Genomic DNA, 13,027 nt, shown 5'->3' on the forward strand with positions numbered 1-13,027 from the left:
CTCACTTTTGCCGCCAGAGGCGACAACTACGAGCAAGTGCGACAAGTTACGGCGTACGGCGCGATCAGCCGAGGATCACTCGAACCGGTGAGATGGCCAACACCCTTATTCGAAGGGGACGTTGACTACTTCTCCACCTCGGCGGCGAGCTTGGCGAGCATCGCGTCGTAGATCCGGCCCAGCCCCTTGGGCGCGAAGGTCTTCTCGAAGAAGCCGCCGATGCCGCCGGCGCCCTTCCAGGTGCTGGTGACCACGACCCGGGACCTGCCCTCGCCGGCCGGGGTGACCCGCCAGGTGGTGACCATGGAGGAGTTGCGGTCCTTCTCGACGAGCTCGCCGTCGCTCGGCTCGCTGACCTCCAGCAGGCAGTCGCGGATGCGCTTGCTGGTGGCCTGGAGCTTCCAGTGCACGAGGGTGCCCTCGCCGTCACCGCCCTCGCGGACCTCGTACTCGCTGAAGTGCTCGGGCAGCAGCTTCTCGCGCGCGCCGCTGTAGTCGGCGAGCGTGTCGAACACCGTCTCCGCGTCCGCGGCGACGATCCGCTCCGTCGTGGCCTCGACCTGCGCCATCGGGTTCCTCCAGGGCTGGTTCTCGGGGACGGGGCAAGCCAACCACCCCGCCGCCCGGCCACCAAATCCGGGGGCGCGAAACGGCGTCGTGCGACGCACCCGCACGATCAAGGGAACATGTGTTCTATTCTGTGGGGAGTGCTACCGAGGAGGCGTCATGCGCTGGGAGAACCTCACGGACTCCGACCACGCCCGGGCCGCTGATCCCGCGCTGTTCGGCGCGGACGCGGTGACCACCCGCACCTTCGACACGCCCGAGTTCCGCGGCATCACCTTCCACGAGGTGCGGGCCCGCTCGATCCTCAACCGGGTGCCGGGCGCCTCGCGGATGCCGTTCGAATGGACGGTGAACCCCTACCGGGGCTGCTCGCACGCTTGCGTGTACTGCTTCGCGCGCAAGACGCACAGCTATCTGGACCTCGACACGGGCCTCGGCTTCGACTCGCAGATCGTCGTCAAGGTGAACGCCCCCGAACTGCTGCGCCGCCAGCTGGCCTCCCGCCGCTGGCAGGGCGAGCACGTGGCGATGGGCACCAACGTCGACTGCTACCAGCGCGCCGAGGGCCGCTACCGCCTCATGCCGGGCATCATCACGGCCCTGACCGAGCGCGCGAACCCCTTCTCGATCCTCACCAAGGGCACGCTGATCCTGCGCGACCTGGACCTGCTGACCCGGGCGGCACGCGTCACGGACGTCGGCATCTCCGTCTCGGTCGGCTTCACCGACACCGAGCTGTGGCGCACGGTGGAGCCCGGCACGCCCGCACCGGAACGCCGGCTGGACGTCGTACGGACCCTGACCGGGCACGGCATCGGCTGCGGGGTGCTGATGGCGCCGGTCATCCCCTTCCTCAGCGACGAGCCGGCGCAGCTGCGCGCCACGGTCCGCGCCATCGCCGCGGCCGGCGCCGCGTCGGTGACACCCCTGGTCCTGCATCTGCGCCCGGGCGCCCGGGAATGGTTCATGGCCTGGCTGGGACAGCACCACCCGCACCTGGTACGCCGCTACGAACGCCTGTACGCGGACGGCGCCTACGCCCCGAAGTGGTACCAGCGCCGGATCACGGGCCAAGTGCACGCCCTGGCCCAGGAGTACGGCATCGGACCGACGCGCCCGGGAATGCCACGCCGGACCGAGAGCGAGCGGGCGGAGCAGGCGGACGCGTCCCCTACGACGGAGCCGGTGCAGCTGTCGTTCATGTGAGGGTCGGTGGCCGGTGGCGCGTCCCGCGCTTCGGCTGCAGCCGACGGTCCCATAAAGTCGGGCCAGGCCCGAGCTGAGGCGGCGACCGGCCCGCCCGGTCCAGCCTTGGCGCCCGCTCGGGAGCATTCGGGGGGATCCGGCGGACCAATCGGGTCACATATGGACAGTACGCGTTCCTCCGGGGGCTCTTCCCGGGACGATGCGGCGAGGACCGCGACCCTCGCGGGCCGCACTCTCCGTCAGCCTCTCCGTTCCCGGGAGTCTCCATGAGACAACGCGCAGCCGTGCTGTGCGGCGCCGCCGTCATCGCGGCCGGTGCCGTCACGGCCGTCCCCGCCGAGGCCGGCGCCCCGCTGCCCGCCGACGCCCCGCGCGCCGCCGGGATCGACTGGAAGAAGTGCGGGACGGACGACTATCCGACGCTGCAGTGCGCGTCGCTCACGGTGCCGCTCGACCACGCCCGCCCGGCCGGGAAGCGGATCACCCTGGCCCTGTCCCGCGTCCCGCACACCGCCAAGACGTACCAGGGCCCGCTGCTGGTCAACCCCGGCGGGCCCGGCGGCAGCGGTCTGACGCTCGCCGGGTTCGTGGCGTCCTCGCTGCCCAGGAAGGTGGCCGCCCAGTACGACGTCGTCGGCTTCGACCCGAGGGGGGTCGGCAGGAGCACGCCGGCCCTGGACTGCCGGCCGGGTCACTTCGCCGCGGTGCGCCCCGACACGCTGCCGGTCTCGCCGGCCGTCGAGAGCGCCAACCTCACGCGCGCGAAGTCCTTCGCTCAGGCCTGCGGCAAGAAGTACGCGGACGTCCTGCCCCACATCGACACCGTCAGCGCCGCGCGGGACATGGACGCGATCCGCGGGGCACTCGGCTCGGAGAAGATCAATTACTTCGGCTACTCCTACGGCACCTACCTGGGCGCCGTCTACGCCAAGCTCTACCCGCAGCGGGTGCGGCGCCTGGTCCTGGACTCGGTCGTCGACCCGACCGACGTCTGGTACCGCGCCAACCTCGACCAGGACCACACCTTCGACGACCGCCACCGCGCCTTCATGGCCTGGATCGCGAAGCACGACACGAGGTACGGGCTCGGTACCGACCCGGAACGGATCGAGGCCGCGTGGTACGCGATGCGGGCTGCGCTCGCGAAGAGCCCCGCCGGGGGAAAGGTGGGTGCCGCGGAACTGGAGGACACCTTCCTTCCGGGCGGCTACTACAACGGCTACTGGCCCTACCTGGCGGAGGCGTTCGCGGCGTACGTGAACGACGGGAACGCCGCCCCGCTCGTCGAGGCGTACGAGGACTTCGGCGCGCTGGACGCCTCCGGTGACAACGGCTACAGCGTCTACACCTCGGTGCAGTGCCGCGACGCCGGCTGGCCGCGCGACTGGGACGAGTGGCGCGAGGACAACTGGGCCGCGTACCAGAAGGCGCCGTTCATGACCTGGAACAACGCCTGGTACAACGCACCGTGCGCCTTCTGGCCGACGGCCTCCCGGCAGGCCGTGGACGTCGCCAACCAGCAGCTGCCGCCCGCGCTGGTGTTCCAGGCGACGGATGACGCGGCCACCCCCTACGAGGGCGGCGTCACCGTGCACCGGCTGCTGGGCGACTCCAGCCTGGTCGTCGAGGAGGGCGGCGGCAACCACGGCATCACGCTGAGCGGGAACGCCTGCCTGGACGAGCACCTGGCCGCCTATCTGGCCGACGGCACCGTGCCGCGCGGCACCGGTGAGGCCGACGCCGTGTGCGCGACGCTGCCCGCCCCGGAACCGCTGGAGTCCAAGGCGGCGTCGACGTCCTCGCGCGGCTCCACGCTGCACGGCCTGCTCGGCTTCCGGAGCTGACGCCGAGCGCTCCCGGCGTCTGACGGTCCGTCGGGGGCGCTGTCGGTGCCATGGTCCACCATGGGGGCATGAGTGAGCTGACCAGGATCGCCGCCCCCGACGGCGTCGCCCCCGCCGCCCAGTACAGCCACGTCGTCCTCGGTACGGGGCGGTTCGTGGCCGTCTCCGGCCAGCTCGCGCTGGACGAGGACGGCACGCTCGTCGGTGAGGGCGACGCGGCGGCCCAGGCACGGCAGGTCTTCGAGAACCTGCGGCGCTGCCTGTCCGCGGCCGGCGCCGGCTTCGACGACGTGGTGAAGCTGACCTTCTTCGTCACGGACATGGCGCACATGCCCGCGATCCGCGCGGCGCGCGCCGAGCACATACCCGACGACCGGCTGCCGGCCGCCTCCGCGGTGCAGGTCGCCTCGCTGGTGCGGCCGGAGTTCCTGATGGAGATCGAGGCGCTCGCGGTCGTGGCCCCGTGAGCGGGCCGCGCGTGCGGGAGATGACGCTCGCCGACTGCGACCGCGTGTCCGAGATCCGCATCCGGGGCTGGCAGTCGGCGTACCGGGACCTGATGCCGCAGCCGTACCTCGACGGACTCAGTGTCACCGAGGACGCCGAGCGGCGCCGCGCCCTCTTCACCCGGGCACCGGCCGGCCTGGTGAACCTGGTCGCGGAGGACGACGCCGGCGACGTCGTCGGCTGGGCCTGCCACGGGCCGTACCGGGAGGGCGAACTGCGCACCGCGGACGCCGAGTTGTACGCGATCTACGTCGACACCGGCCGTTTCGGCAGCGGCGTCGGGCAGGCCCTGCTGCGGGAGTCGGCGGGCCGGTGCGCAGCCGCCGGGCACCCGCGGATGCTGCTGTGGGTGCTCGAGGGCAACGCCCGCGCCCGGCACTTCTACGAGCGGGCGGGTTTCCACGCCGACGGCGCCGTGGAGTCGTTCGACGTGGACGGCGTCGCGGTGCCCGAGGTGCGGTACGCCAGGCCGCTCACCGGCTGACGGAGGGTACCGGCCGGCGGCTCACCGCTGCCCCGGGATCCGTGCCAGTGCCCGCACCGCCGCCTCGGCCAGCGCCGGGTGGGCGAGGGCGTCCTTCAGCACGGGCGCGGCCCGTTCGTCGCCGAGCGAGCCGAGCCCTTCGACACAGGCGAGCGCCACCCGCCGGTACGGGTCGTGCGGGCGCAGCCGGCGCGCCAGGGTGGTGATCAACGCGGGCACCGCCTCCGGGGCGCGCAGCTCGACCAGCAGGCGCACCGGCTGCAGGGCGTAGGCGACGCGCAGTTCGTTGGTGGCGAGGGCGGCGGCGGCGCGGGCGGTGCGCGGGTCGCCGAGCCGGGCGAGGGCATGGGCGGCCGAGGCGCAGCGCGGCGGGTCGCGGTGGTTGAGGAGCAGCACCAGGGACTCGAAGGCCCGCCGGTCCCCCGCCAGCCCCAGGCGGAACGCGGCCAGCTCCCGGGCCCACAGCGGCTGTCCGGGCTCGGTGAGCACCGCGGCCAGTGCGTCGTGGTCCCCGGTCCTGGCGAGCCGGTCGCACGCCGTCACGGCGTCCGGCGTACCGGAGGCGGCCGCCTCGGCCCGTAAGCGCTCCGTGAGCGATCGCAACTCTTCGTCCATGACACCGAGGTTAGGCGGGTCACACGCCGTGTGGGACCTACATCACGAACACCGGGGGCTGGCGCGCTCGTTACCCGCGAGTTAATCTCAGACGAGCGGGTCACCCACTCGCAGCACTCCTCACGACGGTTTGGTGACGCAGCCTTCGTGAGAGCAGATCAGCAGGTTCGGTGCCTCGGGCACCGCAGTGCGACCCGGCCTCGGGACAGGGCCGGTCGGACCCCGCCGCCGCCCGGGCGTGTGCACGCCCTGCGGACGGCACCGGGCGTGTGCGCATGCAGCCCGGCAACACCCGCACTCCTCACTCCCACGCACCCGGTGCGCCCCTCGGCGCACCCGGGCGTTCCGTCGTCACCCTCATTCCAGGAGTCCCGCGATGGCCACTCCCCAGTCCGACACCCCTCTGTCCCCGCTCCGCACCGTCGCCGTCGTCGGCCTCGGCACGATGGGCACCGGTATCGCCGAGGTCCTGGCCCGGGCCGGCCGTGACGTGGTCGGCATCGACATCAGCGAGGCGCAGGCCGCGACGGCCGTCGCCGCGCTGGAGGCGTCCACCGCCCGTGCCGTGGAGCGCGGGCGCCTGACCGAGCGGGAGCGCGCCGACGCGCTCGCCCGGGTCCGTACCGCCACGGACCTGCGGGCCGCGGCCGACGCCGACCTCGTCATCGAGGTGGCGCCGGAGTCGTACGAGATCAAGCAGCAGATCTTCCGGGAACTGGACGGGATCGTGCGCCCCGCAACGATCCTGGCGACGGGCACCAACGCGCTGTCGGTGACCCGGCTGGCCGCGGACTCGGCCCGTCCGGAGCGGGTCCTGGGCCTGCACTTCTTCAACCCGGCGCCGGCGATGAAGCTGGTGGAGGTCGTCTCCTCCGTGCTGACCGCGCCGGCCGCCGTCGCGGCGGTCACCGACCTCGCCCTGGACCTCGGCAAGGAGCCCGTCGCGGTGGGCGACCGGCCCGGTTTCGTGGCCGACGGGCTGCTGTTCGGGTACCTCAACCAGGCCGCGGCGATGTACGAGGCGAACTACGCCTCCCGCGAGGACATCGACGCCGCGATGCGGCTGGGCTGCGGGCTGCCGATGGGTCCGCTGGCGCTGCTGGACCTGATCGGCGTGGACACCGCGCGTACGGTCCTGGAGGCCATGTACTCCGCCTCCCACGACCGTCTGCACGCCCCCGCGCCCATCCTGAAGCAGCTCAGCGAGGCCGGCCTGACCGGCCGCAAGGCGGGGCGCGGCTTCTACACCTACGAGGCGCCCGGCAGCGCGGCCGTGGTGCCGGACGCCCTGACCCCGCGCGCGAGCGACACCCCGGCCGTCGGCCGTTCCGTGCGCTCCGTGGGTGTCGCGGGCTCGGGCACCATGGCGTCCGGCATCGCGGAGGTGTTCGCCAAGGCCGGGTACCAGGTCGTCCTCGCCGCCCGCAGCGCGGAGAAGGCGCAGACGGCCAAGGCCCGCGTCGGCAAGTCCCTGGCGCGCAGCGTCGACAAGGGCAGGCTCACCGCCGAGGCCGCCGCCGAGACGCTGGAGCGGATCACGCCGACGGGGACGTACGACGACTTCGCCGACGTCGAGCTGGCCGTGGAGGCGGTCGCGGAGGATCTGGAGGTCAAGCGGCAGCTGTTCGCCACGCTGGACAAGGTCTGCAAGCCCGGCGCGGTGCTGGCCACCACCACCTCGTCCCTGCCCGTCGTCGCCTGCGCCCGCGCCACCTCGCGCCCGCAGGACGTGATCGGCATGCACTTCTTCAACCCGGCGCCGGCCATGAAGCTGGTCGAGGTGGTCCGTACGGTGCTGACGGCGGACGACGTGCACGCCACCGTCCGCGAGGTCTGCGCCAAGGTCCGCAAGCACGCCGTGGACTGCGGCGACCGCGCCGGGTTCATCGTGAACGCGCTGCTGTTCCCGTACCTCAACAACGCGGTCAAGATGGTGCAGGAGCACTACGCGACGCTCGACGACATCGACGCGGCGATGAAGCTGGGCGGCGGCTATCCGATGGGCCCCTTCGAGCTGCTGGACGTGGTCGGGCTGGACGTGTCGCTGGCCATCGAGAAGGTGCTGCACCGCGAGTTCCGCGACCCGGGGCTGGCCCCGGCGCCGCTGCTCGAGCACCTGGTGGCCGCGGGCTGCCTCGGCCGCAAGACGGGTCGCGGCTTCCGCGAATATGCCCGCCGCTGAGCCGGGTCCTCCCGGCGACTGGTTCCGGTCCGAGGAGGACTGGGGCGGACTGCTCGGTCCGGCCGGGTCTCCCCCGCCCTTCGCGGGCGGGGGAATCCCCGGTCATGCGCATCGAGCTGCGCACATGCAGTACGTTCGGGTCATGTCCCAGCCCGCCAAGTCCTCACGTACACCAGCTACGCCCGACGCGCCGGAGAGCGCGGCCGGCAGCCGAGCCGCCGCCCAGCGGCTCAAAATGCGCCGGGAGCTGGCGGCCGCGGCGATGGAGCTGTTCGCGACCAAGGGGTACGAGGCGACCACCGTCGACGAGATCGCGGCCGCGGCCGGCGTCGCACGCCGCACGTTCTTCCGTCACTTCCGCTCCAAGGAAGAGGCGATCTTCCCGGACCACGACGACACCCTGGTCCGCGCCGAGGCCGTGCTCAACGCGGCGCCCGCGCACGAGCATCCGCTCGACACCGTGTGCCGCGGCATCAAGGAAGTCATGAAGATGTACGCGGCCCGGCCGGAGATCTCGGTCGCCCGCTACAAGCTCACCCGCGAGGTGCCCACCCTGCGCGAGGCGGAGATCGCGTCGGTGGCCCGCTACGAGCGTCTCTTCACCCGGTATCTGCTCGGCCACTTCGACGAGCACGCGCACGACGACGACGCCAACGACGACCCGCTGCTGGCGGAGGTCGCCGCGTCCGCCGTGGTCACCGCCCACAACCACGTGCTGCGGCGCTGGCTGCGGGCGGGCGGCCAGGGCGACGTGGAGGCGCAGCTCGACCACGCCTTCGCGATCGTGCGCAAGACGTTCGGCACGGGCATCGGCGCCGGGCGCAGTACGGCGTCCTCGCGGCCGGCCTCCTCCGCGGCCTCCGTGGAGGGCGAGGTGCTGGTGACGGTCGCCCGCACCGACGCCCCGCTGCACGAGATCATGCGCACCATCGAGCAGGCGCTCAAGGAGCGCTGACCGACTTTTCCCCTGTGACGACGGCCACCCACCGGGTGGCCGTTTTTGCATGTCAACGCCCCTTTTTCACCCCGCGTGACCCCCCATTCGATCGATCATCGCTCATATGTTGCGTAAAGATTTCATCTGAGTGCAGTTTCTGGCACTCAGTGCCTTGCGGGGTGACACGCGGTGTCATACGTTGAAGGTGTCCGGGCTGTCCCCGCACCCATCCCCTGCGCGCCCGGCGCCTGCGTCACAGGCACTTTCACCAACCCTCTGCTAGCACCGACGTACCCCTCAGCGCCCCTCCCTCAGGGCGCTCACCGCCGGAGGCAACACCGTGACCGTGAAGGACATCCTGGACGCGATCCAGTCGCCCGAATCCACGCCGGCCGACATCGCCGCGCTGCCGCTCCCCGAGTCGTACCGCGCGATCACCGTGCACAAGGACGAGACCGAGATGTTCGCGGGAATGGAGACCCGCGCCAAGGACCCGCGCAAGTCGATCCACCTCGACGAGGTGCCGCTGCCCGAGCTGGGCCCGGGCGAGGCCCTGGTGGCCGTCATGGCCTCCTCGGTCAACTACAACTCGGTGTGGACCTCGATCTTCGAGCCGCTGTCGACGTTCGGCTTCCTGGAGCGCTACGGCCGCACCAGCGAGCTGGCCAAGCGCCACGACCTGCCGTACCACATCATCGGCTCCGACCTGGCCGGCGTCGTCCTGCGCACCGGCCCGGGCGTCAACGCCTGGCAGCCCGGCGACGAGGTCGTCGCGCACTGCCTCTCCGTGGAGCTGGAGTCGTCCGACGGCCACAACGACACGATGCTCGACCCCGAGCAGCGCATCTGGGGCTTCGAGACCAACTTCGGCGGCCTCGCCGAGATCGCCCTGGTCAAGTCCAACCAGCTCATGCCCAAGCCGGGCCACCTCAGCTGGGAGGAGGCCGCGGCCCCGGGCCTGGTCAACTCCACCGCGTACCGCCAGCTGGTCTCCCGCAACGGCGCCCAGATGAAGCAGGGCGACAACGTCCTGATCTGGGGCGCGAGCGGCGGCCTCGGCTCCTACGCCACGCAGTTCGCGCTGGCCGGCGGCGCCACCCCGATCTGCGTCGTCTCCAGCGAGCAGAAGGCGGACATCTGCCGGTCGATGGGCGCCGAGCACATCATCGACCGCAACGCCGAGGACTACCGGTTCTGGAAGGACGAGAACACCCAGGACCCGAAGGAGTGGAAGCGCTTCGGCAAGCGCATCCGCGAGTTCACCGGCGGCGAGGACATCGACATCGTCTTCGAGCACCCCGGCCGCGAGACGTTCGGCGCCTCCGTCTACGTCACCCGCAAGGGCGGCACCATCACCACGTGCGCCTCGACCTCGGGCTACATGCACGAGTACGACAACCGCTACCTGTGGATGTCGCTGAAGCGCATCATCGGCTCCCACTTCGCCAACTACCGCGAGGCCTGGGAGGCCAACCGCCTCATCGCCAAGGGCAAGATCCACCCGACGCTCTCCAAGGTGTACTCGCTGGAGGACACCGGCCAGGCCGCGTACGACGTCCACCGCAACCTCCACCAGGGCAAGGTCGGCGTGCTGTGCCTGGCCCCCGAGGAGGGCCTGGGCGTGCGCGACGAGGAGATGCGTGCCCAGCACATCGACGCCATCAACCGCTTCCGGAACATCTGAGGAGCGTCACATGACTGAGCGTCAGAAGGACCGGCCGTGGCTCATGCGCACGTACGCCGGTCACTCCACGGCCGAGGCGTCCAACGAGCTGTACCGGCGCAACCTCGCCAAGGGGCAGACGGGTCTGTCGGTCGCCTTCGACCTGCCGACCCAGACCGGCTACGACTCCGACCACATCCTCGCCCGCGGCGAGGTCGGCCGGGTCGGCGTGCCCGTCGCGCACCTCGGTGACATGCGCCGGCTGTTCCAGGACATCCCCCTGGAGCAGATGAACACCTCGATGACCATCAACGCCACGGCCATGTGGCTGCTGGCGCTCTACCAGGTCGTCGCCGAGGAGCAGGGCGCGGACATCACCCGGCTCCAGGGCACGACCCAGAACGACATCGTCAAGGAGTACCTGTCCCGGGGGACGCACGTCTTCCCGCCGGGGCCGTCCCTCCGCCTGACGACGGACATGATCGCGTACACGGTCTCCCACATGCCGAAGTGGAACCCGATCAACATCTGCAGCTACCACCTGCAGGAGGCGGGCGCCACGCCGGTGCAGGAGATCGCGTACGCGATGTCCACCGCGATCGCCGTGCTCGACGCGGTGCGCGACAGCGGCCAGGTGCCGCAGGAGCGCATGGGCGACGTCGTCGGCCGCATCTCCTTCTTCGTGAACGCGGGCGTCCGCTTCGTCGAGGAGATGTGCAAGATGCGCGCCTTCGGGCAGCTCTGGGACCGCGTCACCCGCGAGCGGTACGGCATCGAGAACCCCAAGCACCGCCGCTTCCGCTACGGCGTCCAGGTCAACTCCCTCGGCCTGACGGAGGCCCAGCCGGAGAACAACGTCCAGCGGATCGTCCTGGAGATGCTGGCGGTCACCCTCTCCAAGGACGCCCGGGCGCGTGCCGTGCAGCTGCCGGCCTGGAACGAGGCCCTCGGCCTGCCCCGCCCCTGGGACCAGCAGTGGTCCCTGCGCATCCAGCAGGTGCTGGCGTACGAGAGCGACCTGCTGGAGTACGGCGACCTCTTCGAGGGCTCGAAGGTGGTCGAGGCGAAGGTGGACGAGCTGGTCCGGGAGTCGCTCGCCGAGATGGAGCGCATCCAGGAGATGGGCGGCGCGATGGCGGCCGTCGAGTCCGGCTACCTCAAGTCGCAGCTGGTCGCCTCGCACGCCGAACGCCGGGCCCGGATCGAGTCCGGCGAGGAGAAGATCATCGGCGTCAACGCCTTCCAGGGCACCGAGCCGAACCCGCTCACCGCCGACCTGGACACCGCGATCCAGACCGTCGACCCGGCGGTGGAGGCCCGCGTCATCGCCTCGCTCCAGCACTGGCGGGACACGCGCTACCAGCCGCCCTTCAACCACCCGCGCCCCTGCAAGGCGCTGGAGAAGCTGAAGGAGGCCGCCAAGGGCACCGACAACCTCATGGAGGCCACCCTGGAGTGCGCCCGCGCCGGCGTCACGACCGGCGAGTGGGCCGGGGCGCTGCGCGAGGTGTTCGGCGAGTTCCGGGCGCCGACCGGGGTGTCCTCGGCGCCGGTGGCGGTCGCCGCGGAGGAGGGCTCGGCCCTGGCCGAGGTACGCCGGAAGGTGGATCTGACGGCTCGCGACCTGGGCGTCGGCAAGCTGCGGTTCCTGGTCGGCAAGCCGGGCCTGGACGGCCACTCCAACGGCGCCGAGCAGATCGCCGTGCGGGCCCGCGACGCCGGGTTCGAGGTGGTCTACCAGGGCATCCGGCTCACCCCCGAGCAGATCGTGGACGCCGCGATCGCGGAGGACGTGCACGCGGTGGGCCTGTCCATCCTGTCCGGCTCGCACGCCCAGCTCGTGCCGGACGTGCTCGAACGGCTCCGTGTGGCCGGTGCCACAGATATACCGGTGATCGCCGGTGGCATCATCCCGAACGGTGACGCCGAAGAACTGCGGGCCGCGGGAGTGGCCGCGGTCTTCACCCCGAAGGACTTCGACATCACCGGCATCATCGGCCGGATCGTCGACGAGATCCGGAACGCGAACAAGCTCGACCCCCTGGAGGTCCCCGCATGACGACCGTCAACCGCCTTCGCCCCCGGCGCTCCTGCCTGGCCGTACCGGGCTCGAACCCGCGCTTCCTGGAGAAGGCCCAGGGCCTCCCCGCCGACCAGGTCTTCCTCGACCTGGAGGACGCCTGCGCGCCGCTGGCCAAGCCGGAGGCACGGCACACGATCGTCAAGTTCCTCAACGAGGGCGACTGGACCGGCAAGACCCGCGTCGTGCGCGTCAACGACTGGACGACCGAGTGGACGTACCGCGACGTCGTGACCGTCGTCGAGGGCGCCGGCCCGAACCTGGACTGCATCATGCTGCCGAAGGTCCAGGACGCCCAGCAGGTCGTCGCGCTGGACCTCCTGCTGACCCAGATCGAGAAGACGATGGGCTTCGAGGTCGGCCGCATCGGCATCGAGGCGCAGATCGAGAACGCGCAGGGCCTCAACAACGTCAACGAGATCGCGCAGGCCAGCCCGCGTGTCGAGACCATCATCTTCGGCCCGGCCGACTTCATGGCGTCCATCAACATGAAGTCGCTCGTCGTGGGCGAGCAGCCGCCCGGCTACCCGGCGGACGCCTACCACTACATCCTGATGAAGATCCTGATGGCCGCCCGCGCCAACAACCTCCAGGCGATCGACGGCCCCTACCTCCAGATCCGCAACGTGGACGGCTACCGCGCGGTCGCGCAGCGCGCCGCCGCCCTGGGCTTCGACGGCAAGTGGGTGCTGCACCCCGGTCAGGTCGAGGCGTCCAACGAGATCTTCTCGCCCTCGCAGGAGGACTACGACCACGCCGAGCTGATCCTGGACGCGTACGACTACTACACCTCCGAGGCGGGCGGCAAGAAGGGCTCCGCGATGCTCGGCGACGAGATGATCGACGAGGCCAGCCGCAAGATGGCCCTGGTCGTCTCCGGCAAGGGCCGCGCCGCCGGCATGCAGCGCACCAGCAAGTTCGAGATCCCGGAGGCCTGAGCGC

11 protein-coding genes are annotated in these 13,027 nt (G+C 71.3%); 9 read left to right on the top strand and 2 right to left on the bottom strand.

Going from position 1 to position 13,027, the window contains the following annotated elements:
* Positions 1-125: 125 nt before the first annotated feature.
* Positions 126-569 (bottom strand): SRPBCC family protein, encoded by a 444-nt coding sequence (locus tag ACIRG6_RS15410; RefSeq protein WP_364823514.1) that lies wholly within the window; start codon positions 567-569, stop codon positions 126-128.
* 157 nt (positions 570-726) lie between these two features.
* On the opposite strand from ACIRG6_RS15410, the gene ACIRG6_RS15415 reads away from it, so the two are divergent.
* The 4 genes from ACIRG6_RS15415 to ACIRG6_RS15430 all read left to right on the top strand — a co-directional run bounded on the left by ACIRG6_RS15415 (position 727) and on the right by ACIRG6_RS15430 (position 4,608).
* A complete protein-coding gene (locus ACIRG6_RS15415) occupies positions 727-1,773 on the top strand; it encodes an Rv2578c family radical SAM protein (RefSeq protein ID WP_403322921.1) in 1,047 nt (348 codons plus the stop codon).
* A gap of 266 nt (positions 1,774-2,039) precedes the next feature.
* Positions 2,040-3,617, top strand: coding sequence for an alpha/beta hydrolase (locus ACIRG6_RS15420; RefSeq protein WP_403322922.1), 1,578 nt, complete (start codon positions 2,040-2,042; stop codon positions 3,615-3,617).
* 68 nt (positions 3,618-3,685) lie between these two features.
* Positions 3,686-4,084 carry a RidA family protein gene (locus ACIRG6_RS15425; protein ID WP_364682828.1) on the top strand — a complete coding sequence of 133 codons (399 nt, stop codon included), beginning with the start codon at positions 3,686-3,688 and terminating at the stop codon, positions 4,082-4,084.
* A gap of 20 nt (positions 4,085-4,104) precedes the next feature.
* Complete coding sequence (locus tag ACIRG6_RS15430; RefSeq protein ID WP_364682907.1) at positions 4,105-4,608, top strand: GNAT family N-acetyltransferase; 504 nt, start codon at positions 4,105-4,107, stop codon at positions 4,606-4,608.
* A 21-nt stretch (positions 4,609-4,629) separates the two neighbouring features.
* On the opposite strand, the gene ACIRG6_RS15435 is transcribed toward ACIRG6_RS15430, so the two are convergent.
* Positions 4,630-5,223, bottom strand: coding sequence for an adenylosuccinate lyase (locus ACIRG6_RS15435; protein ID WP_364682830.1), 594 nt, complete (start codon positions 5,221-5,223; stop codon positions 4,630-4,632).
* A 376-nt stretch (positions 5,224-5,599) separates the two neighbouring features.
* Here ACIRG6_RS15435 and ACIRG6_RS15440 point away from each other — a divergent pair, with 376 nt between their 5' ends.
* The 5 genes from ACIRG6_RS15440 (at position 5,600) to ACIRG6_RS15460 (ending at position 13,023) form a co-directional block, all read left to right on the top strand.
* Positions 5,600-7,405, top strand: a complete 1,806-nt coding sequence (locus ACIRG6_RS15440) for a 3-hydroxyacyl-CoA dehydrogenase family protein (protein WP_364682832.1) — start codon at positions 5,600-5,602, stop codon at positions 7,403-7,405.
* Between the two features lie 142 nt (positions 7,406-7,547).
* Positions 7,548-8,360, top strand: coding sequence for a TetR family transcriptional regulator (locus tag ACIRG6_RS15445; RefSeq protein ID WP_239764360.1), 813 nt, complete (start codon positions 7,548-7,550; stop codon positions 8,358-8,360).
* Positions 8,361-8,682: 322 nt separating this feature from the next.
* Positions 8,683-10,026 (top strand): crotonyl-CoA carboxylase/reductase, encoded by a 1,344-nt coding sequence (gene ccrA, locus ACIRG6_RS15450; protein ID WP_225637585.1) that lies wholly within the window; start codon positions 8,683-8,685, stop codon positions 10,024-10,026.
* Positions 10,027-10,036: 10 nt separating this feature from the next.
* A complete protein-coding gene (locus tag ACIRG6_RS15455) occupies positions 10,037-12,064 on the top strand; it encodes a protein meaA (RefSeq protein WP_364682837.1) in 2,028 nt (675 codons plus the stop codon).
* Positions 12,061-13,023: an HpcH/HpaI aldolase/citrate lyase family protein gene (locus ACIRG6_RS15460; RefSeq protein WP_350722995.1), complete on the top strand. Its 963-nt coding sequence runs from the start codon at positions 12,061-12,063 to the stop codon at positions 13,021-13,023. Before ACIRG6_RS15455 ends, ACIRG6_RS15460 begins: the two co-directional genes overlap by 4 nt.
* The last annotated feature ends 4 nt before the right edge of the window (positions 13,024-13,027 follow it).

Origin of the sequence: Streptomyces flaveolus (assembly GCF_044765825.1) — a bacterium.
GTDB classification, from domain to species: domain Bacteria; phylum Actinomycetota; class Actinomycetes; order Streptomycetales; family Streptomycetaceae; genus Streptomyces; species Streptomyces flaveolus.

Excerpts from the sequence above, each read along its gene's own strand:
- ACIRG6_RS15410 (WP_364823514.1), bottom strand. The coding sequence starts at position 569 with ATGGCGCAGGTCGAGGCCACGACGGAGCGGATCGTCGCCGCGGACGCG.
- ACIRG6_RS15435 (WP_364682830.1), bottom strand. The coding sequence starts at position 5,223 with ATGGACGAAGAGTTGCGATCGCTCACGGAGCGCTTACGGGCCGAGGCG.
- ACIRG6_RS15445 (WP_239764360.1), top strand. The coding sequence starts at position 7,548 with ATGTCCCAGCCCGCCAAGTCCTCACGTACACCAGCTACGCCCGACGCG.
- ACIRG6_RS15415 (WP_403322921.1), top strand. The coding sequence starts at position 727 with ATGCGCTGGGAGAACCTCACGGACTCCGACCACGCCCGGGCCGCTGAT.
- ACIRG6_RS15455 (WP_364682837.1), top strand. The coding sequence starts at position 10,037 with ATGACTGAGCGTCAGAAGGACCGGCCGTGGCTCATGCGCACGTACGCC.
- ACIRG6_RS15440 (WP_364682832.1), top strand. The coding sequence starts at position 5,600 with ATGGCCACTCCCCAGTCCGACACCCCTCTGTCCCCGCTCCGCACCGTC.
- ACIRG6_RS15430 (WP_364682907.1), top strand. The coding sequence starts at position 4,105 with ATGACGCTCGCCGACTGCGACCGCGTGTCCGAGATCCGCATCCGGGGC.
- ACIRG6_RS15420 (WP_403322922.1), top strand. The coding sequence starts at position 2,040 with ATGAGACAACGCGCAGCCGTGCTGTGCGGCGCCGCCGTCATCGCGGCC.
- ACIRG6_RS15460 (WP_350722995.1), top strand. The coding sequence starts at position 12,061 with ATGACGACCGTCAACCGCCTTCGCCCCCGGCGCTCCTGCCTGGCCGTA.
- ACIRG6_RS15425 (WP_364682828.1), top strand. The coding sequence starts at position 3,686 with ATGAGTGAGCTGACCAGGATCGCCGCCCCCGACGGCGTCGCCCCCGCC.